A 25,206-nucleotide genomic window follows, 5' to 3' on the forward strand; every position below is an offset into this window, starting at 1 on the left:
CCTTTCCCAAACTTGCCCTTTTGCGCGAGCGGGGAGCCTGTTAGGAAGCCTGTGCCTTTCCAAACCGGGAATCTATCAATGCGCGTCTATCACAAGGCCTACGTCTACCTGACCTGCGGAACAGACCTGCTTGTGTTTGACGAGCCCGACACACCTTATCTGGGCATGCAGGTCCCTGGAGGCACGGTTGACCCGGGAGAAAGCTTCCTCCATGGGGCCATGCGCGAGTTTCGGGAAGAAACAGGGCTCGATCTCGATGCGGCCTTCGACCAGTTTTCCGATCAGGACATTCCATTCGAAACAATTCCGCCTGTCGGGCAGTTCCGACCCGCACCGGACCGGCCGCTGCTCGGGCGCCACATCCGGCGCAACTACCATGTCCGCCTCGCCCGGCGCCCGAAGGAAGAGTGGGAGCATTACGAGATGTTTCCAAGCAGCGGCAACGGGCCCATTCGCTACCGCTTTTTCTGGATCGACCTTCTGGGACCAAAGGCTCAGGACAGTGAAAATTTCTTCGCCGCCTTCGGCGCGCCACTGGATACACTGCGCCGGCGATTGCCCCGATTGAAAGACGCAGCCTGACCCTTGCTCGCGGAAATCTTCCAATGAAAATCTACCACAAGGCATATGTCTATCTGACTTGCGGACCGGAACTTCTGGTGTTTTCCGAACCGGATCATCCTGATGTCGGCCTGCAGGTACCGGGCGGAACTCTGGACCCGGGAGAAAGCTACCTTCAGGGCGCGCTTCGCGAATTTGCAGAAGAAACCGGACTGAACCTGGACATTGCGCTCGAATTCCTTGCGGATCAGGACCATTTCTTTGAAAATGTCCCCGATTGTCTCGATGGATTGCACCGCAGGCGGCATTTTCACGGCCAAATTCGCGAGAAGCCTCTGCAGGAATGGGAACATTTCGAGATGTCGCCCAGCGCGGGCGGACCACCTATCCGGTTTCGCCTTCACTGGATTGATCTGTTCGCAGCGGATGCGCCCTCCGACACTCTGTTTTTTGAAGGTTTCGGAGCGCAACTTCAAACAGTAAAGTCACGCATGGAAAGGCTAAGCAATGGGCGCCATTAAGACAGTCGGCGTGGTCGGTGGTGGCGCCTGGGGAACGGCCCTGGCATTGACGGCGGCACGCGCCGGCCGCAATGTCCGGCTTTGGGCCCGGGATCCCGGCACGGTTTCGGACATCCGGGCCAAGCGCCAGAACCCTCGCTACCTTCCTGGAATAACCTTCGATGAGGATCTGAACGCCACCGGCACGCTGGCCGAAGTCGCGGACACGGATGCCATATTGCTGGTCACTCCGGCGCAAACCACGCGCGCCATGCTCGCCGCCCTCAAGGAAACCGGCAAGGTACGCGGTCCTGTTGTCCTGTGCGCCAAGGGTATCGAGCAGTCGTCAGGCAAGCTTCTCTCGCTGGTCATGGACGAAGAGCTCCCGGGGGCTGAGCCCGGTGTTTTGTCCGGCCCCAGTTTTGCCGATGACGTTGCCCGAGGCCTGCCCACAGCCGTGACGGTCGCCGCGAATGCGGCGAGCACCGCGCACAGTCTATGCGAAGCACTGCAATCTCCCTGTTTTCGCCCTTATGCCTCAACGGATGTGCCCGGAACACAAATCGGGGGTGCGTTGAAGAACGTTCTGGCGATTGCCTGCGGTGCAGTTGTCGGAAGAAAGCTCGGCGCCAGCGCCCAGGCGGCTTTGACGGCACGCGGATTTGCCGAGTTGACGCGGCTGGGAACGGCCATGGGAGCACAGGCCGAAACCCTTACCGGCCTTTCCGGACTGGGAGATCTTGTCCTGACCTGTTCGTCCACCCAGTCCCGGAACTTTTCCTTCGGCGTCCGCCTTGGAGAGGGTTTTCTGGCCTCCGAATTGATCGCGGTCGGAGGAAAACTTGCCGAAGGCGCCTATTCGGCAAGAGTTGCGGTCAAGCTGGCTGAAGAAAGCCACATTGAAGTACCGATCTGCGAAACGGTCGCCAGAATGATCGACGAGAATCTTTCCATCGACGATGCTCTCAACACTTTGATGGCACGACCATTGAAATCGGAAACGGAAAGCGCCTGATCTTCGATTTCCGGCATTGAGTTTGCGATCTTGCGGACCTAGGTTCGAGGAAGTTTCGACAACCAAGGGTCATCACTCATGCTTTACGCCTTGATCTGCACCGACAAACCTCATGCGCTTCAGGTTCGTCTCGACAATCGCGACGCTCATCTTGAATTCCTGAAGGGTCTTGGAAACGGCCTGAAGGCTGCCGGACCGTTCCTCGACGACGACGGCAACATGACCGGGTCACTGGTGGTGATTGAAGCGTCCAACCGGGACGAAGCTCTTGCGATTTCCGAAGAAGATCCCTACGCACGTGCCGGACTGTTCGAAAGTGTCGAAATCCGCCCATGGAACTGGGTGGTCAAGAACCCGGAGACAACATAAGTGCAATATTGGCTGATCAAATCCGAACCGGACAAATGGTCCTGGGAACAGCAAAAGGCCAAGGGCGATGCCGGTGAAGAATGGGACGGCATCCGGAACTACCAGGCGCGCAACAACATGCGCGCCATGGAAATCGGCGACAAGGCGTTCTTCTACCACTCCAATATCGGCAAGGAAGTGGTAGGCGTCGTTGAAGTCTGCAGTGAAATCCATCCGGACAGCACCACGGACGACCCTCGCTGGGAGTGTGTTGACTTCAAGGCGGTTCGCGACATGCCCAAGCCGGTCACACTCGCCCAGGTGAAAGCCGAGCCGCGTCTTGCCGCCATGTCTCTGGTCACATCCATGCGCCTCTCCGTTCAGCCGGTCACGGAAGAAGAGTGGCAAGTCGTTTGCGAGATGGGCGGCCTGAGCGTCCCGGCCTGATCCCGGCGTATCGATGTGAACGCAATTGCCCGGAGGGCACATGCCCCGCATAACGGATCCGGTAGACTTCATCCTCCGGGAAACCCTGGTCAAGCCGGTTCCGCACGCAGAGGAAATCCGCCTGCATGTCGCCGACGAAGCCATGGACCTGTGGCTGAAGACCGAAGAAGAACTGGGCGACCTTGGACTTGCACCGCCATTCTGGGCCTTCGCCTGGGCTGGCGGCCAAGGGCTCGCCCGCTACATCCTGGACACGCCCGAACTGGTCGCAGGAAAGCACGTGCTGGATTTTGCCTGCGGCTCGGGCCTCGTCGGCATTGCCGCCATGAAGGCGGGAGCGCTTTCCTGTCATGGCGTTGATATCGATCCCTTCGCGATTGCGGCGGCAAGACTCAACGCGGGCCTGAACGGCGTCTCGCTAAGTCTGGAAACTGCGGACATAACCGCTACAGCCTGTCCGGACGCCGACATCGTCTTTTGCGGAGATGTATTCTACGACAAGGCCATGGCGGGAAAGGTTCTGCCCTTTCTCGACCGAATGCTCGACAAGGGCGCAGATGTTTTCGTGGGAGATCCCGGACGGTCCTACCTTCCGACCTCCCGCCTGGCCGAACTCGCCGATTACTCGGTTCCTGTCGTCGGCGCGTTGGAAGACAACGAAATCAAACACACGCGGGTCTTCCGCGTGAAGAAAATTTAATCCTGCGCAGAACGATTTTCTGCATCAGTCTTGCGATTTCGGGCTAATGGCAAAAGTTTTCCCCTTTTGGCACTTTCCCTTTTTGCAGCTTGCGATAGGTTAACCGCACAAGCGTCAATCGCATATTCTTCCTATCATTGGTGTTCCCAGGAGTTCTTCATGCCCATCGTAAACCGCCTTGCTGATCTGGCTGACGAGATCACGGTCTGGCGCCGAGATATCCATGAAAATCCGGAAATTCTGTACGAAACGGTCCGCACGGCAGGCAAGGTGGCCGAACTTCTTGAAAGCTTCGGTGTGGACGAAGTCACCACCGGCATCGGCAAGACCGGCGTTGTGGGTGTCATCAAGGGCAGAAACGGTGGCAAGGGAAAAACCATTGGCCTGCGCGCCGACATGGACGCCTTGCCGATCGAAGAAGCGACTCACAAACCCTATGCTTCCAAGGTTCCGGGCAAAATGCATGCCTGCGGGCATGATGGGCACACGGCAATGTTGCTGGGTGCGGCCAAGTATCTGGCTGAAACCCGTAACTTCGACGGAACCGTTGTGGTGATTTTCCAGCCTGCCGAAGAAGGTGGCGCTGGTGCCAAGGCAATGATCGATGACGGCCTGATGACCCGTTGGCCGATCGACGAAGTTTACGGCATGCACAATTATCCGGGCATGCCTGTTGGCGAGTTCGCAATTCGCAAGGGCCCGATCATGGCGGCGACGGACGAGTTCCGCATCACCATCACCGGCAAGGGTGGTCACGCGGCCAAGCCGCACCAGACCATCGACCCGGTCGTCATTGGCTCGAAGATGGTATCCGTTCTGCAGACCATCGCCAGCCGCAATGCCAACCCGCTCGATTCGGTCGTCGTGTCGGTGACTGTTTTTGAAGCCGGCAACGCATTCAACGTCATTCCACAGGAAGCGACTTTGCGTGGCACTGTGCGCACCCTGAGCCCGGAAATGCGGGATCTTGCCGAACAGCGTATGACCAACATTGTCAAATCCATCGCCGAAGCGTTTGACGCTACCGCGGAGCTGCACTTCCGCCGCGGTTATCCGGTGACGGCAAACCACGACGACCAGACCGACTTTGCGGCAGAAATCGCCGAGGGCATTGCCGGGCAGGGCAAGGTCAATCGCAACATCGACCCGATGATGGGTGGTGAGGACTTCTCTTACATGCTGGAAGAGCGACCAGGCGCATTCATCTTTGCGGGCAACGGCGATACGGCCGGTCTCCATCACCCGGAATATGACTTCAACGATGAACTGATCCCCGTCGGATGTTCCTATTGGGTAAAACTCGTAGAGACAGCATTACCGGCAGCTGCCTGACAATTTCTATGATATGAAGACGCCGGTTTCGACCGGCGTTTTTGTTCAGGTTTTCATAATGGCTCTTTCTCCTTTCAAGCTTTCCTTTCTAGCGACCTATTTGCTTGTTGGCGCCGTTGTCGGCGTCCTGATCATCCACCCCTTGAATCTCGTCGTCATCTGGTGGGAACTGTCGCGATTCTCCGAAACCGCACCGAACCTGCTGGAATTCCTGTCGGCGCGGCTGTGGCTCATTCTCCTGCCACGACATCTGGATGTGGCCGTCGCCTACACCTTTGTCGGCGCCATTGTCGGCCTGACATTCGGTATTTTCAGCCGGAATTACATGCGCACGTCCGAAGCTTACCGGTCCCTGCGCGAAGAGCACACGGTTCTGATCCCGGATTTGATCCGGGGCGGCGAGACAGATCGCGTCGAATTCAAATCCTCCCTGCGCTGGGACATGAAGGAAAAACGCGTCAACCGCGGATTGGAGAAGGTGATCGCGAAGACAATTGCCGGTTTTTTCAATGCCGAGGGCGGAATTCTTCTGGTTGGTGTTGACGACGATGGCGGCGCGGTCGGACTGGAAAGAGATCTCTCGACTCTGAAGAACCCGGATCTGGATTCCTTCGAACGCACAATCAACGACATTGTCTCCAAGAACCTCGGCGGCGATCTTTGCCCCTACATTCACACGGTGTTTGCCAAGGTCGACTTGAAAGACGTGGCGATGATCATCATCCGCCCTGCGCCCAGAGCGGTTTATCTGGAAGAAGGCAAGTCCTCCATCTTCTACGTTCGCAGCGGCAACTCCACGCGCCAGCTGGATGTCCGCGAAGCCCTGAGCTACGCCAAGACGCGCTGGGCGTGACTTATGAGCCTGCTGCCAGAGATCCTGCCTAACCAGATCAGCACTCTTGCATCCATAACCCTGATCGTCATCAGCTTCTTCACATCGGCGCTCACTGCTGCGGTGGGGCTCGGTGGCGGCGTTTCACTGATTACAGCGATGGCTTTCCTGATGCCGGCGAGTGCGCTTGTGCCCGTCCATGGTGTCGTTCAGATCGGCTCCAATACGGGACGTGCACTTGTCCAGCTGAAACATGTCGACTGGCTTATCGTTGTCTGGTTCGCCTCCGGCGCGGTGTTCGGGGCAGCACTCGGCGGTTCCATTGCGGTGGAGCTGCCCCCGGAAGTCCTGAGGGCCGGGATTGGCCTTTTTGTGCTCTGGGTCGTTTGGGGCAAGACACCTAAATTCGGCAAGGCCCCCAAAAGAGCCATGGCCGTTGCCGGATTTGCATCCACCTTCCTGTCCATGTTCTTCGGCGCGGCCGGGCCGATCGGCGGCGCAGTCCTGTCGACACTCGGGCTCACCCGTCACGGCTTTGTTGCCAATCAGGCTGTTACCGCCACGGTCATGCATGTCTTCAAGATCATTGCCTTCGGCGCGCTTGGATTTGCGTTTGCTCCCTGGGCCGGCCTGATCGTTCTGATGATCGTCAGCGGTTTTCTAGGGACACTTGCCGGTAGCCAGCTGCTCGGCAAGATGAACGAAAAGAGTTTCAAGACGGGTTTCAAGTGGGTCATGACGGTGCTTGCGCTCAACCTTTTGTGGGAAGCCGGGGCGGATTTCTTCGGCTTCTGACCCTTCCCGTCGCTTTCTTGACCGTTCCGGCAGCGACTCTTGAGTTCTTTGCAACTGGCTTCACCTTGAAAGACACGTTGCGACGCGGTAACTGAGCGCGATCGGTTTTTTAAAATAATGCGGGATGGAGCGTCCATGGCCTCTCAAAATCTTCTGCTTCTGCCGGGTGACGGCATCGGCCCGGAAATCATGAAGGAAGTCAAAAAGGTTATCGCCTGGTTCAACGACAAGGGCGGCATGTCCTTCGAAACCAGCGAAGGCCTGGTTGGCGGATCTGCCTACGACGCGCACGGCCAGTCGATTTCCGAAGAAGACATGGCCAAGGCCATGGCAGCCGACGCTGTTATTTTCGGTGCAGTCGGCGGCCCCAAGTGGGACGATGTGCCTTACGAAGTTCGTCCGGAAGCAGGTCTTCTGCGTCTGCGCAAGGACATGCAGCTGTTCGCCAACCTGCGCCCGGCAATCTGCTACCCGGCGCTTGCCGATGCATCTTCCCTGAAGAAAGATGTTATCGAAGGTCTCGACATCCTGATCGTTCGCGAATTGACCGGTGGCGTCTATTTCGGTGAACCGAAGGAAATCACCGATCTCGGCAACGGCCAGAAGCGCGGCGTCGACACGCAGGTTTATGACACCTACGAAATCGAGCGCATTTCCAAGGTGGCTTTCGAGCTGGCGCGCACCCGGAACAACAAGGTTACGTCCATGGAAAAGCGGAACGTGATGAAGTCCGGCGTCCTGTGGAACGAAGTCGTCACCCAGACTCACAAGAACGGCTACGAAGACGTTCAGCTGGAGCACATGCTGGCTGACGCAGGTGGTATGCAGCTTGTTCGCTGGCCGAAGCAGTTCGACGTCATCGTGACCGACAACCTGTTCGGCGACATGCTGTCCGACGTTGCCGCCATGCTGACCGGTTCGCTCGGCATGCTGCCATCCGCATCCCTTGGTGCTCCGGACGAAACCACCGGCAAGCGCAAGGCACTCTACGAGCCGGTACACGGCTCGGCTCCCGACATTGCCGGTACGGGCGCCGCGAACCCGATCGCCATGATCGCCAGCTTCGGCATGGCACTGCGTTATTCCTTTGAGGAAGTTGCAGCAGCAGACAAGCTGGACAAGGCAATCGCCAATGCTTTGGACAAGGGTCTGAGAACCAAGGACATTGCCGCTGAGGGTGAAGCGACCATCACCACCGCTGAAATGGGCGATGCGATTGTTGCCGAACTGGACGCTCTGAGCGCATAAATTCAAAACACGTTTGCACATCAAGCCGCCAGCGAGTATCTCGTTGGCGGCTTTTTCTTTCCGGACACGCTGGTCACATGATCGAAGACAAAATCGCGCCGTTCCTCGGCAACTGGATACTCGACACCGAAGCAAGCGACTTCGAGCAAGGCGAACCGCCCAAAAGCGCGACGCTCAGGATCGAAGACAATTTCGGCATGGCGATTTTCACGATGAACCAGGTCTCCGCCGATGGAGAAGTGACCAACGACACGTTTGAGGCGGTTCCGGATGGGCCGGAGGTCAAGCTCGGCAAGAGCGGGCTGGTTGATGCCATGCGCCTGGTCTTTGACGGTGATCGCAATCTGGTTTCAGAAGCGCGCCGAGGCGGATTGACGATCATGAAAGCCGAACGTGAGCTATCCGATGACGGCCAGACGCTGACTGTGTCCCAGACGGTTCATCTCGTTGATGTCGCCAGCTTCACGAACATCTCCGTCTACCGCAAGGCGCAATAGGAAATCCCGGGCAATGAAACAGATTATCGGCGCCGTTACCCTCGTGGTTCCGGATTACGACGATGCGATAGCATTCTATGTCGAAAAAGTCGGCTTTGACCTGATTGAAGACACCCGGCTTTCCGAAGACAAACGCTGGGTTCTGATTGCTCCGAAGGGAAGTTCGGAAACCAGGCTCTTGCTCGCAAAGGCCGACGGTGCGGCACAGATCGCTGCCATTGGCAATCAGGCTGGTGGCCGGGTCTGCCTGTTCCTGAACACCGATGACTTTGACCGCGATTTTCAGGCGATGACGGAAAGTGGCGTCGCGTTTCTTGAAGAACCGAGAACCGAAGTCTACGGCAAGGTAGCGGTCTTTCAGGATCCCTTCGGAAACAAGTGGGATCTGATCCAGCACTTCTGATCACTCGTCAAAATGGCGCGCATCGCTGTGTCACGCCCGTGCCCTCACCACTTTGCCGTTGAACAACAACAGCGTCAGACCGAGCGTGACCACCGCGATACCCAGCCATTCCTGGACATCGGGAACTTCACCAAGCACGGGAATGGCCAACACTGCCGCTGAAGCAGGAACGGCTGCTGAAAATCCAGAAGTCGCTGTTGGTCCCAGGTGCGTGGCAGCCAGCGCGAACATGATTACTGCGGCAAAACCTGGTCCCAATCCCTGATAGAGCGCCTGAAATAGGATCGTGGAGCGGTTGGTCTCAGCGAGACCTGAGGGCAGGAACAGCAGCCAGATGGGCACGAACACCAATGCGTTAGGCACGTTGACCAGCGCCAGGGCCTGTCGTGGAGTGATCTTCCAGTATCGGACACCAAAAATATAAACTGCCAGAACGGCAGAGGCAGCCAGGAACAGAATAACGCCGAGGAGAATACTCTTCTGGCTGCCAATGAACCCTGCACTGCCGACGAGAGTGGCCCCGGCGACAATCACCATCAGGCCGGTGGCTTGAGAACTGCTGGGCAAACTTGCGGAAAAAACGGCGACCAGCAGAACCGTGAAGACCGGTAGAGATCCATTTGCAAACACCCCGGCATAGGCAGCCGATGTCTCGTTCAATCCCCAATACATCAGCAGGGAATAGATGATGCCGGGACCACACAGAGACATGAGAAGAACCGCCTTCCAGGGAAGATGGCGTGGCCACCACTTCCAAACAAAGGGAAGCGTAATTCCACCGGCAACCAGAAATCTGAGACCGGTCATGTCCATGGCAGTGAGGTTGGTTTTGACCCCGGCACGGGAAAACACTATGAAACCCGACCAGATGAACAGAACGCCAATTGCGCAGGCTAAACCAAGTCTTCGATTCTGTACCACCGGGCCCTGCTTCTCCAAACGAATACCCAATCTTCAAAAGGTCTGATAAAAATTCATGCCTGATCCTCAAGCTGCATGGCTGAGATAGCACGCCGCATGAAGTCCAGGAACTGGACTGCCTCTTCTTCTGAAAAACCCGCTAGAGCAACCTTGTTCTGCGAAATTGCGGCCTGCGTCGCCTCTCCCTGCAGCGCTTTTGCACGCTCCGTGAGATAGATAAGCTGCACGCGGCCATCTTCTTCTGACGGTTTACGGGCAATCAGACCGTCTCTTTCCATTCTCGCGAGCGTATTGGCAAGCGTTGCCTGCTCGATATCCAGCAACTGCACCAGCTCCTTTTGAGTACGCCCGTCTTTCGCCCAAAGCGCCAGAAGCGCCGGAAACTGCCCCGGCGCCAGCCCCAGAGGTTTGATGCGCCGGTGCAATCCCGCAGCGAACAGGCGAGCCATATGATTGGCGAGATATCCGGCGGACGAATCTTTTTCAAAGGTCATCCCTTGCATATACGATATATAGCACACTATATAAATAAACATAGCACGCTATATAAAAAGGAGAATGATGAAAATGATACTGACCCGCAGAACCCTTAGCCTGACCGCCACAGCAGCGTTCCTGGGCCTCGCCGCACCGCCCGCCATCGCGACTGAACCCGAAAAGGCTGAACTGGTCACGCTCATCAATGCATTTGAAGTGCCAGCCGACCAGGTCGAAGAAACCATCCTGTTTTGGGAAAAAGCCCGGGATTTTCTTCAGACACAGCCCGGCTACATATCCACACGCCTGCACCAATCCCTGTCCCCCGACGCGAAATTCCAACTGGTGAACATCGCTCTTTGGAAAAGCCCTGAAGCGTTTCAGTCCGCCATTCGCAAGATGCACGAAAGCGGACTAGGCGCGAGTGAGCGGAAAACGGTCTTCCACGCGGCGCTTTACAAAGTCGTGCGAACGGACAAGGGGGACTAGACATGCGCATTTCAGGATCTGGCGTAACCCGAACACTGCACTGGATTATTGCAGCATGCATCCTTGCCGTCCTCGGTTCGGGATATGCAGCGACCCGCTCACCAGTTTTCGCTCTACCCGTTCTTCAGATTCATTTGACCTTCGGGCTTTCCGCGGGCCTGCTTTCGCTGGTCAGAGTAATGATCTGGTTTACCAAGGGAGCACCGCAGCCGGTCTTTCCTGTCACTTCAAGGCTTCAATTTCTGGCCAGCAAGCTCGTCCACGGTCTTTTGCGTCTGCTGCCATTGATCCTCCTGGCCAGCGGACTTGGCATGATTTTGTTGTCCGATTCCCTGGACGCAATCACAGACGGCACCCTGACGGGCCTGACCGCATTTTCCGACGTTCCCCCTCGCAATCTTCATCACGCGGCGGCCTTGCTGCTGCTCCTCTTGACAGGGCTGCACATTGCCGCCGCGCTGTGGCACTCCTCCCGTAAAGCCGGTTATGGGACCGACCAGCTCTGATGGATACCCCCGAATACAAAGACCCGGAAGCAGATCGCGACCGGGTCTTCGGAACACTTGCAGGACATGTACGTCTTAGGCAGCCGCAACCTCTTCCAGGAAATCACGAACCTCTTCGCGTAACTCCTCGGTGCGTCGGACGACATCACCCGTCCGGCTTCCCATATCGGCTGCGGCATGGCTTGACTGTTCCGCGATCGCCTCGACCCCGGCCATGTCTTCCACAACGGATCTTGTCTGCTCGGCCGCCTGCAGGACATTGCCCTTGATGTCGTCCGTCGACTGCCGCCTTGTTTCCAGATCCGCAGCAATCTGTGTTGTGTGATCCGTCACTTCGCCAATGTCGGAGATGATCTTCTGGATCGCATCGACAACCCGCACTGTGCGCTCCTGAACAAGCGATACCTGCTCGGTAATCTGGTCCGTCGCCGAGGCGGTTTGACCGGCCAATGTCTTCACTTCACCGGCAACGACCTCAAATCCCTTTCCGGCCTCCCCTGCCCGGGCCGCTTCAATTGTCGCGTTCAGGGCAAGAAGGTTGGTCTGATCGGCAATTGCATTGATGATGGAAACGATATCGCCAATCGCGTTGGATATCTCCGAAAGGCTTTCGATTTCGGCATTTGCAGCGGTGGCATTCCGATTCGCGGCCTGAGCCATGTCCGTCGCGTCATGAGCACGTTGGCTGATCGCGGCAATATCATTCGCCAGCACTTCCGCCGCGCTTGCCACCGCGTCAACGTTTCCGGAAGCGCCGGAAGACGCGGCCGCTGTATCACGGGCTTTTTGATCCGCATTCTGCGCCACGTCCTTCAGGGCACCGGATGTGTTTTGCATGTCACCGAGGGCATCATCCACATCGGTCAGCAACTCGCCCATGCGCCCCTTGAACGCGGAAATCAGATCATCGATCTTCTGTTGGCGGTCAGCGGCCGCCTGCCCCTCTTGCCGTTGACGCTCCTTCGTGAGTTCCACGGTCCGATCGCGGTAATATCCAACCGCACGGGCAATATCGGAAATCTCGGTATGGCCGTAGGAAAACGGCAGGTCACCTTCGACTCCGTCCGAATCCGCCAGCTTTCTGATACCGCGGTTCAGGGACTCGATGCAGTAGAGGATGGATCTGCCAAAATACCAGGACGTCCCGAAAGCAATCAGGAAGACCGCTCCAAGCGCAACCGCAACGCCCCACATGCGCACACGAAGGTCGAAGACCATCGACTGCAACCGGGCCTCCAGCTCTGTCTGGGCGACCTTGTGCAGACCGTCTATCGCGTTCAGGAAAGCGGCATAGCGATCGCGCACCGGTTGAAGATCGAGAGTTGTCCCGTCCGCCCCCTGGCCCACTTTCGATGCGATCTTGGACAGCGCGCCCTGAAGGCTGCCATTTGCCTGCCGGTAGGTCTGCGCCGCTTTGCTGAAAGCGGTTTCCTGACCTTCTTCAACCGCGCCCGGCCCAGTCTTGGAAATGGAGCTGATCTGGTCCGCAAGAACCTTGAATTGTCCGGCGCCAACAAGGACCGACATGGAATCGAAATGACTGAGTTCGGTTTTCTTGGCCACGTTTTCGCTGTTGCGAATGACCGCATTGGTACGAACGATCAGGTCCGACAATTGTCCCGACACCAGCTCCGCAAGCAGATTGGTGGTTTGAGCGGTGTTTGCCGCAAGCCCCGCCTCACTGCCGATACAGGTGGTCACCCGGTGTGCCTGGGAAAGCGCCTTGGACGGCGATCCAGCCGCCTTTTCAGGTGCGCATCCCGGATATTGGGCAAAAACAGAGTTAGGAAGAACGGCGTCCTGCCGCATGATGCCAGCATTCCAAACTGTAGCCAGGGACGGCAGGCTTTCCAGTTTTGCCGTGTCCCGCGCAAGGTCCTTGTAGGCTGACAGGATAATCCAACCGGCACAAAGCACGATCGGCACTGTCAGAACGATGACAAGGACAAACAGTCGTTTTCGGATTGTCATGGAGAGTCTCGCGAATCACCTTGGAACTGATTGGCAAGAAAACTACGTTCAAATTACCAATAAATTCGAAACGCGCCTAAATGGCCGGATAAAGCCAATTTTCTTGACCTTTCGCAGTGATCATCTTCCCAATACGAAAGAAGGCCCGGCAGCCTGAAGCCGCCGGACCTTCGGTCAAGTCTTGGGAGACTTGAAGTCGCGTTTAGTTCAGGCGCGTTGCCGGTCCGAGATCTATCAGCTGGGTTTCGCCCGGAGCATCATCGACACCGTCATTGTCTGTCAGAAGGATCAACCGGCCATCGGCGGTGATGGTGAGACCTTCCGGCTTGTCGAGTATCCAGCCCTTGCCTTCAGCCATTACCGGCAGAACATCCATGGCAAAGCGCTTCTTCAGAACCGGCAGGTTGTCACCGTGAGCTGCCGGTGTCACGCCCTCCAGAGACACAACTGTGATCTGCTTGATCGCTGCGTCTTCACCGCCCTTGTTGTCGCGTTCCAGAACAGCGAATTTGCCGTCGCCCAGGGAGACGATTTCAGACAGGCCGACCCAGCCACCGGCTGCACTCTTTGGTGCATCAAGCGGGTAATGGACAAAACCCCAGGTCTTGTCTGCCGGATTGTAGATCGCGATCTTGGTGTGCCCCTTCGGATCGTCTTGCCACTCGCGCTGAACCGCGACGGCGACCAAAGACTGACCGTTCATCTCGAACTCGGCCACACCTTCGAAAGAGAACCGCTTTGACTGATCGATCAGGCTCTGCGGCAGAGTGATTTCTTCCTGAACAGCGCCTTTGTCATCGACTTTCAAAAGCAGATGTTGACGGTCCTTGTCCGGATGCCCTTCCGACGCCAGCCAGAAGCCACCTTCCCTGGAGACGGAGATGCCTTCCAGGTCGAGCAGTTCCTGACCTGAACCGGTGACATCGACATAAGATACGATCCTGGCCGGCGTTGCAGAGATGTCCAGAGTGTAGATCCGGCCGGTCTTGTAGAAACTGTCATTGACGGCATAGAGCTTGTTCGGATCTTTCGGATCGGCAGCCAGCGCAGAAAGGGCACCCCAGCCGATCGGCGCACCTTTTTCCGGATCGGTGACCGAAACCACCGAAGGATAGGCCGGAGCCTTGGCGCCGAATTTATAGAGCCCGATGTGAGAACGGACACCTTCTTCGGCATCGTCAACTTCGTTGGCGACGACGAAAAGATCACGGCTCGGGATGGCCAGAAGGCCTTCCGGACCGACATGGGTCGGCAGCAGCTGAACGAATTCAGGGTCAGCGCCGGTATCCTTGTAGACCGCAACGAAGTTGCCACGCTCGGAGTTCACGAAGATCAACGTCTCACCACCGAAGGAACCCACTGCGACACCTTCCGGCTCGGTGCCCTTCTTGTGGGCGCGCTTGGCCGGGTAGTGGCCATACGCCATACCAAGATGTTCCATCTGGTTACCGCTGTCGAAAAGCACTTCGCCCTTGGCATTCCAGATGGTGAAACCGCGGGAACCACCTTCATAGTCGCCTTCGTTTGCAGTTACGAAACGCTCGTCATCGATCCAGGCAACGGCATCGGGCTCGCGCACGACATTTTCCGCACTGCCGGATGCATCGCTCATGCGAACTTTCTTGACCGGAACATTTTCCGCAGTTGCCGCACCGGCAGAGAAATTCGCGGTGACTTCGCCGGACGCAAGATCAACGACCGCGATATGGTTGTTCTCCTGAAGGGTCACCACAGCCTGGTTCCTGGAATTGATGGAGACGAATTCCGGCTCAGGGTCGTTCGGAGCAACTTCCGCCAGACCGGTCAGGTCGACAATGCGCACCGCATCGCAATTGGTCGGCGCACCGTTTTCATCCAGATCGAAAATAGCAAGGTGCCCGGCCGGCATCTGCGGAATGACACCGTCATTCAGGTCTTCGTCGCGCTCGTTTTCGATCGCAATGGCAACAAATTTGCCGTCCGGAGAAATCGCAACGCTGTCCGGCTGGCCCTTGGCGTCACATTTTGCGGTGATTCCCAGACTGTCGAGCGCGATCACCGCGAGATGACCTGAAGCGTTGACATAGTCTTCGCTGGTGTTGACCCCAGCATAGGCAGACTTATCGCCAACAGCAACGGAAGTGGGTTCACCGCCGTGGTTTGTGCGTCCGAGCGGCTGCAGATTGAGCGGGTTTGCGGCATTGACGAAAACGATCGCATCTCCCGGGCTGTCGGTGAATGCCAGCGTGCGGCCATCCTTGGACGCATAAATGATCTCTGCAACGGTTTCCGTCGCCTTGTCGGCGCCTTTCGGCAGCGTTTTATACACCGGGTATGTGTTGATGCGTTCGAAGTAATCAGCCTGTGCTGCCGAAACAGCACCAAGACCGAACAGAACAGCGAGACTGACGCCTTTGAGGAAACGTCCGCGAAGATCTGCCATTGCACTAGCTCCCATGTTTTCGGGTTGTGGTGGCGGCAAGCTAGAGACGCTCATTGCAATAGCGGTGACAGTTGCGTGAAGGTTCCATGACACTTTCCCGCATAAAATATTCACGCAGACCCGGTTGCATTGCCTTAAAAAAGACTGGACAACACCCTAGATATCTCTAACTTCTGGTGTCTCCACACCTTCCTCGCGTATTACGCGAAAAAATCGGATAATCTTATGCAGATCGGTTTTGTCCGCTCCGCCATTGTGCTGGGGCTTCTTGCTGTTGTGGGTCCGTTTGCGATTGACCTTTATCTGCCTGCAACACCGCAGATCGTGCGTGACTTGCAGACTGATGATGCAGGCGCTCACCTGACCTTTACGGTCTATTTCATTGCGTTTGGCCTTGCGCAGCTGATCTATGGTCCGATTGCCGATTCGGTAGGCCGCAAGCCTCCGATTTTCGTGGGTCTGGCCGTGTTCATTGCCGGTTCCGCCATCTGTGCGATGGCCGACGACGTAACTGCACTGACGTGGGGCCGCTTCGTTCAGGCGCTTGGCGCGGCCGCGCCAATGGTGATCGTGCGCGCCGTCGTTCGTGACCTGCACACCGGAACAGCCGCCACGCGGCTGATGGCGCTGGTGATGCTGGTCATCAGCATTTCACCGCTGCTCGCTCCGCTTACCGGCAGTTTCATCATTTCGTTTGGCAGCTGGCGCTTGATTTTTGGCGCTCTCGGCCTGATCGCCCTGCTTGCCATGATCCTGACCGCCTTGCAGCTGCCGGAAACGCTGCCACGCGACATGCGCAGCCGGATCGATGCCACCGCTCTCATTCGAAGCGCGATTTTCCTGCTCCGGGACGGCAAGTTCATGGGCCTGACGCTCATTGGCGGCTTCTCGCTGGCAAGCTTCTTCGTGTTCATCGCGTCGGCACCCATGGTCTACATGACAACGTATGAGCTGACACCGACCGGTTTCAGCCTGGTCTTCGCGGCAAACGCAGTCGGTTTCTTCGCCGCCTCCCAGTTTGCGGCCGGGCTCGGTCAGAAATACGGCATGGGACGGGTCGCCTTCTGGGCCGTTTTCGGCTTTGCCGCGGCAACCTCGCTGCTGTTCACGATGGTGTGGCTCGGCTTCGATGATCTTCCGGTACTCATGGCGTTGTTCTTTGTCGGCAACACCTGTCTGGGATTGGTCATTGCGCCGACTATGGTCATGGCGCTGGAGGAGCACGGCGAACACGCCGGCATGGCATCTTCTTTGGGTGGCACGCTTCAGATGGTTGCCGGCGGACTGATGATCCTCATCTGCAGCCCGTTCTTCGACCGCACGCCGCTCCCCCTCGTCGGAGCGGTGGCCACCTGTGCTCTGACGGCATTCGTGATCGCCCTCCTGACCTTGCGGCCCGAGCCGCAAGGCAATGCAACAGCCCGGGGCTAGCAAAAAGCCTCAGGCGGAATTGCCGATGTCGTCCAGCTTTTCTTGTTGAGCGACGGCATCGGCAAATTCATGAAGATTGAAGTCCATCATCTGCGATCATGATGCGCAAAACCTTCGCAGCTTGGGGTCTGACGTTCAGCAAACAACCGTACCGTTGTTCAACAAACGAAGCATCGCTTGCCTTCATCCGTGCATCAGTCAGTGTTCAGATTCCGACACTGGCAAAACCGTACTTGTTTTCAATTGCCATAGCTGATGATCTGAGTGAACCTTGTCGCGAGCGTTGCCTTGCGAGAGCATTCAGAACTATTGCGGACCGGTTCCGGTCCCAAACGAATCGAAGACCCACGAGAAGGTCATGAGCATGGTTGAGCAGGATTTTCCCGAGAACGAATTTACCTCCCGAACAGAGCGTGCCCAACGCGCCATGAAAGAAGCTGAGCTCGACGCTCTTTTTCTCACGACAGAGGCCGAGGTCAGGTATTTCACCGGGTTCAGAACCCTGTTTTGGCAAAGCCCGACCCGCCCCTGGTTCGTGATCGTCCCGTCAAAGGGAAAGCCGATTGCAGTTATCCCGCAGATCGGTGCCCATCTCATGTCGGCGACCTGGATCGATGACATCCGGGCGTTTTCATCTCCTCACCCGACCGATGACGGCATCAGTCTCCTCGCGGAAACTCTGAGAAGAGCGGGAAGAATCGGCATGCTGATGGGCCGTGAAAGCTCTCTGCGCATGCCCCTTCGGGACTTTCAGGCACTGCAATCCCGCCTGCCGCTGGCAGAATTCATCGACGCCACCGATCTGGTGCAGCAGTTGCGCATGGTGAAATCCGAAAACGAAATCGCGCTCTTGCGGGACATCTGCGGCATCGGATCGGCAAGTTTTGCCAACGCACCCAAGCTCTTTCGCGAAGGTCAGGCGCTCAAGGATGTCTTCAGGTCTTTCAGGATAGATCTGCTGCAACAGGGCGCCGACGACGTCCCCTATCTGGTCGGCGGTGCCGGTCAAGGTGGCTATGGCGACGTCATTTCGCCGCCCTCGGACCAGAAACTTCTCAGCGGCGATATCCTGATGCTCGACACGGGCGCCACCAAGAACGGATATTTTTGCGATTTTGACCGCAATTTTGCAATCGGCCATGCGGACGAAGCTGCCAATGAAGCTCATCGCAAGCTGGTGGAAGCCGTGAAAGCGGCAGCGGCAGTTGCCCGCCCGGGTAAAACCTGTGCCGATCTTTTCAGAGCCATGGCGCAGACGCTCGGGCAATCGGACGGAGATGTCGGCAGGTTGGGCCATGGCCTTGGCATGCAGTTGACCGAGTCGCCGTCCATCACGGATTTCGACGAGACGGTTCTGCGTGAGCGCATGGTCATGACGCTTGAACCGAGCATCGATCTCGGGGGCGGAAAAATGATGGTTCACGAAGAAAACATCGTCATTAGGGATGGTGAACCTGAATTCCTTAGCACCCCTGCCGCGCCGGAAATTCCGGTTCTGACCAGCTGAAGGGAGATAGTCGGGACAATGAGACTGGACTTTGACTGTGATGAAGGACTGGGCGGAAAAGCTGCCCTCGGCCTGATCGTATTGCAAGCCGACGAAACCATCGAAACCGAATTCCGCCGCCTGTTCGACCTTGAAGACGTTGTCCTTTATCACACGAGAATCGAAAGTGCGCCTGAGGTTACACCGGAAACCCTGATGCAGATGAAGGCACAGCTCTCGAGTTCCGCTGCGCTTCTGCCGGGCAACCGCCCGCTTGACGTCATCGGTTATGCCTGCACGTCCGGCGCCACGGTCATCGGCTCGGATGCTGTCGCCACAGCCGTGCAAAAAGCGCACCCGGAAGTGGAGGTCACCAACCCGGCGCGGGCGGTTCTGGAAGCGCTGCGCCATCTCAATGTTTCAAGGATCGGTGTCGTCTCTCCCTATGTCGCCGAGGTTTCCGAGGCTGTTTGCACGCTCTTGCGCGAAAATGACATGACGCCGGTAACTGTTGGTTCCTTTGGTCAGGCCGAGGAAGCTGTCGTCGCCCGCATTACAAACGACTCCGTCGAAAAGGCGATTTGCGCTATCGGCGCTGACCCGGAGATTGATGCCGTTTTTGCCTCCTGCACCAATTTGCGCACATTGCCGGTGATCGAAGCCTGCGAACGCAAGCTCGGCAAACCGGTGATCAGTTCCAATCTTGCCCTCGCCTGGCACATGCTGACCCTGGCAGGCATTGCGACCAGGGGTGTTGGACCGGGAAAGTTGTTCAATTCTTGAATTTGGCCTTTGGATGAGCGACCCCAGAATTGCCGAAACAGACGAATATTTCATCTGGCACGATGAACGGGACAATCATCGATATCTGGTTCTGAAGGGGCCTTGGCAAAGTCGCTTCAAGCCGGTCATGGAGCAGTTCTGCGCAACCGGGCTTAGGTTGTCCCGTTCGTTGGGTTGGCAGAACGAACCGCTGACTTTTCTTGAAGAACTGCCGGAGCTGACCGGACTTGAGATCTACGACTGGGATGTCAAGGACCTGACTCCGCTGGCGTCGCTTCCCGGCTTACAAACACTCGGACTTCAGTGCCGGTTTGCCAGTGCGCCCGACTTCCTGTCCTTTTCGCGCTTGCAGAATGTCTACATAACCTGGCGCCCCAGGGCTGAGGCACTCCTGTTGCACGAAGGTCTGACCCGGCTAAGTGTCGAAAATTATCCAGGCGATGACCTGACACCACTGGCGCGGCTGAATAGGCTGAAGGAACTGCGGCTTACCTCCAGAAAGCTCAGCTCGCTCCTTGGTATCGGAAATCTGCCTGCGCTCAAGCGCCTGGATCTCTACTCCTGTCCCAAACTGAGTTCTGTCGAGCCGCTGACTGCCTGCAATCGTCTGAAGACGCTGGAGATAGAAACTTGCAAACAGATCGGATCGCTGAACGGCATCGAGGCACTAAGCAAATTGAAGACACTTCACCTGATCAATTGCGGAAAGCTGCCCACCCTGAGGCCGCTGGCCGGCTTGCGGGAACTGGAGCGATTTCACTTTCATGAAAACACAACGATCCTGGACGGTGACCTGTCGGTATTGCTTGAGCTTCCCAGCCTTGCGGCGGTCAGCTTTGCAGACAAAAGCTCCTACAGGCCTCGCCGTGACGAGGTTCTCAGCCATATCGGCTCAAAACTACTGCAAACGTCCGGACGTCATCTCGATTGAGTCGAGACTGTCACGCGACGACAGCTGATCCAATTTGTCGAACGGCATGTTCATGAACGCCGACAGGCGATTGTTCAATGTCCGGTATGTCTCCACATAGGCCAGTTCCTGTTCGGAGGAACTGCGTTTTGCCTGCTTGGGATCAGGGATCGGCCAAAGAGCGGTCGCCGGATGCCCCGGCCAGACCGGACAGGTTTTTTCGATCGACTGATCGCACAGCGTGAAGATGAAATCCATCGGAGGCATTTTTGCCCGGATCAGATCTTTCAGGCTCTTCGCGTGTGCCGCTTCCGCGTTGAAGTTAAGCCGCTTAAGCAAACCGATCACTTCGGGACGCACCTGCCGATCGGGTTCCGTACCGGCCGAGAACGCACGAAAGCGCCCATGTCCTTCCCTGTTGACAATGGCTTCAGCGATAATGGAGCGCGCCCGATTTCGCGTGCAAAGAAACAGTATGTTGTAGGTTTCGCCTGGCATGGTCCTTGCCCTCCCACTCAGGCATATTGCGACAGTTCATCAAGCTCGCATTATATCACAACGTCAATTGTAGGAGTTCACAGTCCGGCGACCGGACATTTTCCCGTGGCAACCGGCTTTTTTGACAAGGCCGTTGCAATCCTGGGCAGGGTCACCCCGGCACACCAACTGAAGGCCGCGGACCATCCATTTTCATGTTATGCGAACCGCCTTAAGTCGCTTTGAAGCAACAATGTGAAAGCCAAACCCGGCTTTGTGTTGCATTCCTTGTTGACTTCGCAGGATTTCCGGGCAAAAACACCGCCGTCTCAAGTTTTGACGATTGCGAGCTTCCCATGTTCCGGCTGAAAGCCGACATTCTGGATACGATGTCTAAGGCCCTTGCCTGCGCGACTTTCCTGCGCGGCGAGACCCGGACGGCTGCCGCAACCGCTTTCAAACGCACAACCAAGACAACCAAAACCACCGCTTGACGGTGCCGCTCATCCCGCCTCCCCGGGGATGGGAGGCGCCGGGAGCCGGCGACGCCCATCGAAACCGGGCAGCTGGTGAAGCGGGGAGACGGACAAGGACAAGTCAAAAATGGGTTTCAAGATCGCAGTTGCAGGCGCTACCGGGAATGTCGGCCGCGAGATGCTCGACATCCTCGCTGAGCGCGGTTTTCCGGCCGACGAAGTCGTCGCCCTAGCGTCCCGCAGGTCGCAAGGCACCGACATTTCCTTCGGCGACAAGACGCTGAAGGTTCAGGCCATGGAGAACTATGATTTCTCCGACACCGATATCTGCCTGATGTCTGCCGGCGGCACCATTTCCAAGGAATGGTCGCCGAAGATCGGTGCCAAGGGCTGTGTTGTCATCGACAATTCCTCTGCCTGGCGCTACGACGCGGACGTGCCGCTGATCGTGCCTGAAGTGAATGCGGATGACATCGTCGGTTTCACCAAAAAGAACATCATCGCCAATCCGAACTGCTCCACCGCACAGCTGGTTGTGGCACTGAAGCCGCTTCATGAGCGCGCCAAGATCAAACGCGTTGTCGTTGCCACCTATCAGTCGGTTTCCGGCGGCGGCAAGGAAGCAATGGAAGAGCTGTTCAACCAGACTCGCGCGGTTTTTGTGAACGACCCGATCGAACCGGAAAAGTTCACCAAACGGATTGCCTTCAATGTCATTCCGCACATCGACAGCTTCATGGAAGACGGCTACACCAAGGAAGAATGGAAGGTGCTGGCAGAAACCAAGAAGATGCTCGACCCGGCCATCAAGGTAACCTGCACCGCCGTTCGTGTTCCGGTATTCATCGGTCACTCCGAAGCCGTCAACATCGAGTTCGAAAACGAGATCACTGCAGAAGAAGCGCGCAACATCCTGCGCGAAGCGCCCGGCTGCCTCGTCATCGACAAGCAGGAAGACGGTGGTTACATCACGCCTTATGAATCTGCCGGCGAAGACGCGACCTATATTTCGCGGATCCGTGAAGATGCGACCGTGGAAAATGGCCTGAACATGTGGGTCGTCTCCGACAACCTGCGCAAGGGCGCGGCGCTCAACACAGTCCAGATTGCCGAAGTTCTGGTCAATCGCGGCCTGATCACTCCCAAGAAAGCTGCTGCCTGATCAATTCCTGGCGGGCGCCGGCCGGTGTCCGCCTGCTTCCTTTAAGATAGCCCCTCCAAATGCGTGCTCCTCGTCTTGAGACTTGCGACCGGTCCGGTTGCTGACAGACGAAATTTCAAACGTACCTTGAAACGGTCTGAACAGGCGTGACTTCTGACCTTCGGGGATCCTTTCAGCGGAATTAAGCCCTCATGTACCTATACGAAGCTGCAGCCCTCGGGGCGGCCACCTTATGGGCAATGACCGGTCTCATTGCAGCATCGCCAGCTCAGCATCTTGGTGCAATCGCCTTCAGTTGCGTGCGCATGGTAGTGGTCACCATGATGCTGTGCGCCTGGGTTTTCGTCACCACCGGCTGGGGCTCCGTTGGCGACGGTCACCTGATACCGCTCGCTCTGTCAGGGTTCATCGGCATTTTCATGGGCGACACCGCACTGTTCCTGACGATGAACCGTCTGGGGCCGCGCCGGACAGCCATGCTGTTTTCACTGAATGCCCCCATGTCCGTTATACTCGGCTGGCTCATCCTGAACGAAAAGCTCGAAGGTTTGCAGATCCTTGGTATCGTCCTGACGTTTCTGGGTGTCCTGCTTGCCATCCGCTTCGGCAAACGCAAATCACAGCTTCACAAGTGGGAGAACATCCGGGGACCGCTTTGGATCGGCGTTGCATATGGTCTCATTGCCGCGCTCTCCCAGTCCATCGGTTCCCTGATCGCAAGACCCGTGATGGAAACCGGGGTCGATCCGGTAGCGGCCTCAAGTATTCGGGTCGGGATTGCCGCAGCCGGCCTTCTGCTTCTAATGCAGCTTCCGTTTTCCTGGGCAAAGCCCGCGGGAAAACTCACACTGCCGATCTTTTCGATGGTGGCCCTGTCCGGTTTCCTTGCCATGGGCCTCGGCATGACCCTCATTCTTTTCGCCCTCTCCGGAGGGGAAGTCGGCATCGTGGCAACTCTTTCGGCGACAACACCTGCGATCATGCTTCCCATGATGTGGTGGCGCACAAAAGAGGTCCCGGCTGTTGGCGCATGGGCGGGGGCAGCGCTTGTGATCGGCGGAAGCGCGCTGCTGTTTGCAAGTTAAGCGCGCCACTCCTAACCTCCTGGAAGTGAGGTCTCACCCGGTCAACAACGACTTTGCCACGATGGGCCGCAAGCTACCGGACAGAGGTAAAAAGCACCCCGGAACACCCACCTCAGATAGAACCATCATCAAATTCAACTTTTGATTGATTTCATTTTCTTTAAATTTACCAATATTCGAAAAACTCCCCTGGGTTAGGTTTGAGGGGGTTGAAATGAAAAATCTTTACGCTCGTCTGAGCGTCACTTCCACACTGGCAATAATTTCAGCCGGTCTACTTACCATTTCAATGTTTGTTGTGGGCATAATTCTTTATCAGGTCGCCTTGGGGCAGGCTCAGACCACAGCACTCAAAAAACAGGACATCAACCTGCGTGTTGCGGCAACAATTCTGAAAGAACAGGTCGAAGAAACAAAGGTTTCCTGGAACTCCAAGGGTAACGTTACCAAGGTTGAACTTGCTGCGATCCCCGAATTCTCCAACCACGACATGATTGACTCGATCGGCCGCATGACCGGCGAGACCGCGACCGTGTTCGCCTGGGATCCTGAAACGAAAGACTTCTGGCGCAAGACCACGAATATCATCAAGGGAGACGGCAAACGTGCCGTCGGCACCCCCCTCGGTCAAAAAGGTGCTGTCTATCCCGTCGTGACTGCGGGCAAGACCTTTAACGGTCAGGCCACGATCCTGGGCAAGGACTATTTCACCGTCTACCAGCCGATCTTTTCAAAACACGGCGATATCATCGGCATTCTCTATGCCGGTGTCGAGAAAGCCGCCGTGCAGGCCAACGTCACCGAACTCATGACCCGTTACATGATGCTGGCCCTCCCGGTCGTAATCGTGTCCGTCCTGCTGCTTATCTTCTCGATCCGCAGCCAGTTGCGGCCGGTAACCCAGCTTGCCGACCTGACAAGCCAGATCGCGCAGGATCATCTGGACAATGAGATTCCCTACAAGGATCGCACCGACCAGATCGGTGTTCTGGCCAAAGCCGTAAATACGCTCAAGACCAGAGCCTCCGAACGCCTGGAGCTCGCCGAGCAGCAACGTGAAACCGAAGCTGCCGCGTCGAGCCGTCAGGACAATATCCAGGAACTGATCGCGTCGTTCCGGGGCAACGTCTCCAATGTGCTGAACTCGGTCAACGAAACGGTGCACGGCCTGGAAGGAACCGCCGGACACCTGTCGGATCTCTCCGGTCAAAGCGCTTCCAGCGCGACGGAAACCCTGAATTCCGCCGACGATGCGACGTCCAGTGTCCAGACCGTGGCAAGCGCTGCGGAAGAACTGTCCGCTTCGATCGGCGAAATCTCCCGTCAGGTGGCTCAGACGACAGAAGTAGTCAGCCGGGCGACTGAAGGCACACGGGTGACGAACGAAAAGGTCGAAGGGCTGGCAGCGTCGGCCTCTAAGATCGGCGAGGTCGTGACCCTCATTCAGGCCATTGCCGAACAGACCAACCTTCTGGCCCTCAACGCAACCATCGAGGCGGCCCGCGCCGGAGAAGCCGGCAAGGGCTTCGCGGTGGTTGCCGCCGAGGTGAAGGAACTCGCGACCCAGACGTCAAAGGCGACCGAAGAGATCAGCGGTCAGATCACCGCTATCCAGGACGCGACCAAGGAATCGGTCAGTGCCATTGCGGAAATCACCACCATCATGGAAGAGGTGAACTCCTACACCGGCACAATCGCTTCAGCGGTCAGCGAACAGGGATCGGCCACCAGTGAGATCTCGCAAAATGCACAGAAGGCCGCGGAAGGAACGACCTTCGTGTCGTCGCGCATGTCCGATCTCTCCGGCACCGTGAACGAGACATCCCAGTCTTCACAGACCGTGCTGGACGCCTCCAGCCAGCTTGCAGCGCGCACCGAGGAGCTCAAGCAGGAAGTCGAGACGTTCCTCAGCAGCGTCGCCGCGGCCTGATC

The 25,206-nt window shown here is 57.1% G+C and carries 27 protein-coding genes; 22 read left to right on the top strand and 5 right to left on the bottom strand.

Annotated elements, in window-relative coordinates; translation table 11 throughout:
* The first annotated feature begins 78 nt into the window (after window positions 1-78).
* The 12 genes from ABLQ08_RS23210 (at window position 79) to ABLQ08_RS23265 (ending at window position 8,678) form a co-directional block, all read left to right on the top strand.
* Window positions 79-582 carry an NUDIX hydrolase gene (locus tag ABLQ08_RS23210; protein ID WP_352947059.1) on the top strand — a complete coding sequence of 168 codons (504 nt, stop codon included), beginning with the start codon at window positions 79-81 and terminating at the stop codon, window positions 580-582.
* Window positions 583-605: 23 nt separating this feature from the next.
* Complete coding sequence (locus ABLQ08_RS23215; protein ID WP_352947062.1) at window positions 606-1,082, top strand: NUDIX hydrolase; 477 nt, start codon at window positions 606-608, stop codon at window positions 1,080-1,082.
* Window positions 1,069-2,076, top strand: coding sequence for an NAD(P)H-dependent glycerol-3-phosphate dehydrogenase (locus ABLQ08_RS23220; protein WP_352947065.1), 1,008 nt, complete (start codon window positions 1,069-1,071; stop codon window positions 2,074-2,076). Before ABLQ08_RS23215 ends, ABLQ08_RS23220 begins: the two co-directional genes overlap by 14 nt.
* Before the next feature lie 78 nt (window positions 2,077-2,154).
* Window positions 2,155-2,445, top strand: a complete 291-nt coding sequence (locus ABLQ08_RS23225) for a YciI-like protein (RefSeq protein ID WP_352947068.1) — start codon at window positions 2,155-2,157, stop codon at window positions 2,443-2,445.
* Window positions 2,446-2,871 carry an EVE domain-containing protein gene (locus ABLQ08_RS23230; RefSeq protein ID WP_352947071.1) on the top strand — a complete coding sequence of 142 codons (426 nt, stop codon included), beginning with the start codon at window positions 2,446-2,448 and terminating at the stop codon, window positions 2,869-2,871.
* Between the two features lie 40 nt (window positions 2,872-2,911).
* Window positions 2,912-3,571 (top strand): class I SAM-dependent methyltransferase, encoded by a 660-nt coding sequence (locus ABLQ08_RS23235; RefSeq protein WP_352947074.1) that lies wholly within the window; start codon window positions 2,912-2,914, stop codon window positions 3,569-3,571.
* A 159-nt stretch (window positions 3,572-3,730) separates the two neighbouring features.
* Entirely contained in the window at window positions 3,731-4,903 is a 1,173-nt protein-coding gene (locus ABLQ08_RS23240) for a M20 aminoacylase family protein (RefSeq protein WP_352947077.1), read from the top strand.
* Between the two features lie 58 nt (window positions 4,904-4,961).
* Window positions 4,962-5,756, top strand: a complete 795-nt coding sequence (locus ABLQ08_RS23245) for an AlbA family DNA-binding domain-containing protein (RefSeq protein WP_352947080.1) — start codon at window positions 4,962-4,964, stop codon at window positions 5,754-5,756.
* 3 nt (window positions 5,757-5,759) lie between these two features.
* On the top strand, window positions 5,760-6,530 hold the full coding sequence (locus tag ABLQ08_RS23250; RefSeq protein WP_352947083.1) for a sulfite exporter TauE/SafE family protein: 771 nt from the start codon (window positions 5,760-5,762) through the stop codon (window positions 6,528-6,530).
* 135 nt (window positions 6,531-6,665) lie between these two features.
* A complete protein-coding gene (gene leuB / locus ABLQ08_RS23255) occupies window positions 6,666-7,778 on the top strand; it encodes a 3-isopropylmalate dehydrogenase (protein ID WP_352947086.1) in 1,113 nt (370 codons plus the stop codon).
* Window positions 7,779-7,855: 77 nt separating this feature from the next.
* Window positions 7,856-8,275, top strand: coding sequence for a hypothetical protein (locus tag ABLQ08_RS23260; protein WP_352947089.1), 420 nt, complete (start codon window positions 7,856-7,858; stop codon window positions 8,273-8,275).
* 13 nt (window positions 8,276-8,288) lie between these two features.
* Window positions 8,289-8,678 (top strand): VOC family protein, encoded by a 390-nt coding sequence (locus ABLQ08_RS23265; RefSeq protein ID WP_352947091.1) that lies wholly within the window; start codon window positions 8,289-8,291, stop codon window positions 8,676-8,678.
* Window positions 8,679-8,708: 30 nt separating this feature from the next.
* Here the strand turns inward: ABLQ08_RS23265 and ABLQ08_RS23270 are convergent, their stop codons facing one another.
* Window positions 8,709-9,599, bottom strand: a complete 891-nt coding sequence (locus tag ABLQ08_RS23270) for a DMT family transporter (protein ID WP_352947094.1) — start codon at window positions 9,597-9,599, stop codon at window positions 8,709-8,711.
* A gap of 53 nt (window positions 9,600-9,652) precedes the next feature.
* Entirely contained in the window at window positions 9,653-10,093 is a 441-nt protein-coding gene (locus ABLQ08_RS23275) for a MarR family winged helix-turn-helix transcriptional regulator (protein ID WP_352947097.1), read from the bottom strand.
* A gap of 73 nt (window positions 10,094-10,166) precedes the next feature.
* On the opposite strand from ABLQ08_RS23275, the gene ABLQ08_RS23280 reads away from it, so the two are divergent.
* Together ABLQ08_RS23280 and ABLQ08_RS23285 are read left to right on the top strand one after the other, a co-directional pair.
* Complete coding sequence (locus ABLQ08_RS23280; RefSeq protein ID WP_352947100.1) at window positions 10,167-10,565, top strand: antibiotic biosynthesis monooxygenase family protein; 399 nt, start codon at window positions 10,167-10,169, stop codon at window positions 10,563-10,565.
* Window positions 10,566-10,567: 2 nt separating this feature from the next.
* A complete protein-coding gene (locus ABLQ08_RS23285; protein WP_352947103.1) occupies window positions 10,568-11,071 on the top strand; it encodes a cytochrome b/b6 domain-containing protein in 504 nt (167 codons plus the stop codon).
* 75 nt (window positions 11,072-11,146) lie between these two features.
* On the opposite strand, the gene ABLQ08_RS23290 is transcribed toward ABLQ08_RS23285, so the two are convergent.
* Complete coding sequence (locus ABLQ08_RS23290) at window positions 11,147-13,042, bottom strand: methyl-accepting chemotaxis protein (RefSeq protein ID WP_352947106.1); 1,896 nt, start codon at window positions 13,040-13,042, stop codon at window positions 11,147-11,149.
* 202 nt (window positions 13,043-13,244) lie between these two features.
* A complete protein-coding gene (locus ABLQ08_RS23295) occupies window positions 13,245-15,464 on the bottom strand; it encodes an esterase-like activity of phytase family protein (protein ID WP_352947109.1) in 2,220 nt (739 codons plus the stop codon).
* Window positions 15,465-15,689: 225 nt separating this feature from the next.
* Here ABLQ08_RS23295 and ABLQ08_RS23300 point away from each other — a divergent pair, with 225 nt between their 5' ends.
* The 4 genes from ABLQ08_RS23300 to ABLQ08_RS23315 all read left to right on the top strand — a co-directional run bounded on the left by ABLQ08_RS23300 (window position 15,690) and on the right by ABLQ08_RS23315 (window position 20,095).
* On the top strand, window positions 15,690-16,895 hold the full coding sequence (locus ABLQ08_RS23300; protein ID WP_352947112.1) for a multidrug effflux MFS transporter: 1,206 nt from the start codon (window positions 15,690-15,692) through the stop codon (window positions 16,893-16,895).
* A 358-nt stretch (window positions 16,896-17,253) separates the two neighbouring features.
* Window positions 17,254-18,402 carry a M24 family metallopeptidase gene (locus ABLQ08_RS23305; RefSeq protein WP_352947115.1) on the top strand — a complete coding sequence of 383 codons (1,149 nt, stop codon included), beginning with the start codon at window positions 17,254-17,256 and terminating at the stop codon, window positions 18,400-18,402.
* An 18-nt stretch (window positions 18,403-18,420) separates the two neighbouring features.
* The gene (locus tag ABLQ08_RS23310; RefSeq protein ID WP_352947118.1) at window positions 18,421-19,164 is read left to right on the top strand and encodes a maleate cis-trans isomerase family protein; all 744 of its coding nucleotides are present in this window, start codon (window positions 18,421-18,423) and stop codon (window positions 19,162-19,164) included.
* A 13-nt stretch (window positions 19,165-19,177) separates the two neighbouring features.
* The gene (locus ABLQ08_RS23315) at window positions 19,178-20,095 is read left to right on the top strand and encodes a hypothetical protein (RefSeq protein WP_352947121.1); all 918 of its coding nucleotides are present in this window, start codon (window positions 19,178-19,180) and stop codon (window positions 20,093-20,095) included.
* Here ABLQ08_RS23315 and ABLQ08_RS23320 read toward each other — a convergent pair.
* Complete coding sequence (locus ABLQ08_RS23320; protein WP_352947124.1) at window positions 20,063-20,572, bottom strand: arsenate reductase ArsC; 510 nt, start codon at window positions 20,570-20,572, stop codon at window positions 20,063-20,065. The genes ABLQ08_RS23315 and ABLQ08_RS23320 overlap by 33 nt on opposite strands.
* Before the next feature lie 335 nt (window positions 20,573-20,907).
* Here ABLQ08_RS23320 and ABLQ08_RS23325 point away from each other — a divergent pair, with 335 nt between their 5' ends.
* The 4 genes from ABLQ08_RS23325 to ABLQ08_RS23340 all read left to right on the top strand — a co-directional run bounded on the left by ABLQ08_RS23325 (window position 20,908) and on the right by ABLQ08_RS23340 (window position 25,204).
* On the top strand, window positions 20,908-21,045 hold the full coding sequence (locus ABLQ08_RS23325) for a hypothetical protein (RefSeq protein ID WP_352947127.1): 138 nt from the start codon (window positions 20,908-20,910) through the stop codon (window positions 21,043-21,045).
* A gap of 109 nt (window positions 21,046-21,154) precedes the next feature.
* Window positions 21,155-22,189 (top strand): aspartate-semialdehyde dehydrogenase, encoded by a 1,035-nt coding sequence (locus ABLQ08_RS23330; RefSeq protein ID WP_352947130.1) that lies wholly within the window; start codon window positions 21,155-21,157, stop codon window positions 22,187-22,189.
* Window positions 22,190-22,380: 191 nt separating this feature from the next.
* Window positions 22,381-23,274: a DMT family transporter gene (locus ABLQ08_RS23335; RefSeq protein WP_352947133.1), complete on the top strand. Its 894-nt coding sequence runs from the start codon at window positions 22,381-22,383 to the stop codon at window positions 23,272-23,274.
* Between the two features lie 214 nt (window positions 23,275-23,488).
* Window positions 23,489-25,204: a methyl-accepting chemotaxis protein gene (locus tag ABLQ08_RS23340; protein WP_352947136.1), complete on the top strand. Its 1,716-nt coding sequence runs from the start codon at window positions 23,489-23,491 to the stop codon at window positions 25,202-25,204.
* Window positions 25,205-25,206: the final 2 nt, after the last annotated feature.

The sequence above is a fragment of the Roseibium sp. SCP14 genome (assembly GCF_040329475.1).
Taxonomy (GTDB): Bacteria; Pseudomonadota; Alphaproteobacteria; order Rhizobiales; family Stappiaceae; genus Roseibium.

Coding starts and splice junctions, on each gene's coding strand:
- ABLQ08_RS23250 (WP_352947083.1), top strand. CDS start 5,760: ATGAGCCTGCTGCCAGAGATCCTGCCTAACCAGATCAGCACTCTTGCA.
- ABLQ08_RS23310 (WP_352947118.1), top strand. CDS start 18,421: ATGAGACTGGACTTTGACTGTGATGAAGGACTGGGCGGAAAAGCTGCC.
- ABLQ08_RS23295 (WP_352947109.1), bottom strand. CDS start 15,464: ATGGCAGATCTTCGCGGACGTTTCCTCAAAGGCGTCAGTCTCGCTGTT.
- ABLQ08_RS23235 (WP_352947074.1), top strand. CDS start 2,912: ATGCCCCGCATAACGGATCCGGTAGACTTCATCCTCCGGGAAACCCTG.
- ABLQ08_RS23290 (WP_352947106.1), bottom strand. CDS start 13,042: ATGACAATCCGAAAACGACTGTTTGTCCTTGTCATCGTTCTGACAGTG.
- leuB (WP_352947086.1), top strand. CDS start 6,666: ATGGCCTCTCAAAATCTTCTGCTTCTGCCGGGTGACGGCATCGGCCCG.
- ABLQ08_RS23245 (WP_352947080.1), top strand. CDS start 4,962: ATGGCTCTTTCTCCTTTCAAGCTTTCCTTTCTAGCGACCTATTTGCTT.
- ABLQ08_RS23340 (WP_352947136.1), top strand. CDS start 23,489: ATGAAAAATCTTTACGCTCGTCTGAGCGTCACTTCCACACTGGCAATA.
- ABLQ08_RS23325 (WP_352947127.1), top strand. CDS start 20,908: ATGTTCCGGCTGAAAGCCGACATTCTGGATACGATGTCTAAGGCCCTT.
- ABLQ08_RS23225 (WP_352947068.1), top strand. CDS start 2,155: ATGCTTTACGCCTTGATCTGCACCGACAAACCTCATGCGCTTCAGGTT.
- ABLQ08_RS23215 (WP_352947062.1), top strand. CDS start 606: ATGAAAATCTACCACAAGGCATATGTCTATCTGACTTGCGGACCGGAA.
- ABLQ08_RS23330 (WP_352947130.1), top strand. CDS start 21,155: ATGGGTTTCAAGATCGCAGTTGCAGGCGCTACCGGGAATGTCGGCCGC.
- ABLQ08_RS23240 (WP_352947077.1), top strand. CDS start 3,731: ATGCCCATCGTAAACCGCCTTGCTGATCTGGCTGACGAGATCACGGTC.
- ABLQ08_RS23210 (WP_352947059.1), top strand. CDS start 79: ATGCGCGTCTATCACAAGGCCTACGTCTACCTGACCTGCGGAACAGAC.
- ABLQ08_RS23320 (WP_352947124.1), bottom strand. CDS start 20,572: ATGCCAGGCGAAACCTACAACATACTGTTTCTTTGCACGCGAAATCGG.
- ABLQ08_RS23285 (WP_352947103.1), top strand. CDS start 10,568: ATGCGCATTTCAGGATCTGGCGTAACCCGAACACTGCACTGGATTATT.
- ABLQ08_RS23335 (WP_352947133.1), top strand. CDS start 22,381: ATGTACCTATACGAAGCTGCAGCCCTCGGGGCGGCCACCTTATGGGCA.
- ABLQ08_RS23265 (WP_352947091.1), top strand. CDS start 8,289: ATGAAACAGATTATCGGCGCCGTTACCCTCGTGGTTCCGGATTACGAC.
- ABLQ08_RS23260 (WP_352947089.1), top strand. CDS start 7,856: ATGATCGAAGACAAAATCGCGCCGTTCCTCGGCAACTGGATACTCGAC.
- ABLQ08_RS23275 (WP_352947097.1), bottom strand. CDS start 10,093: ATGACCTTTGAAAAAGATTCGTCCGCCGGATATCTCGCCAATCATATG.
- ABLQ08_RS23315 (WP_352947121.1), top strand. CDS start 19,178: ATGAGCGACCCCAGAATTGCCGAAACAGACGAATATTTCATCTGGCAC.
- ABLQ08_RS23280 (WP_352947100.1), top strand. CDS start 10,167: ATGATACTGACCCGCAGAACCCTTAGCCTGACCGCCACAGCAGCGTTC.
- ABLQ08_RS23220 (WP_352947065.1), top strand. CDS start 1,069: ATGGGCGCCATTAAGACAGTCGGCGTGGTCGGTGGTGGCGCCTGGGGA.
- ABLQ08_RS23305 (WP_352947115.1), top strand. CDS start 17,254: ATGAGCATGGTTGAGCAGGATTTTCCCGAGAACGAATTTACCTCCCGA.
- ABLQ08_RS23300 (WP_352947112.1), top strand. CDS start 15,690: ATGCAGATCGGTTTTGTCCGCTCCGCCATTGTGCTGGGGCTTCTTGCT.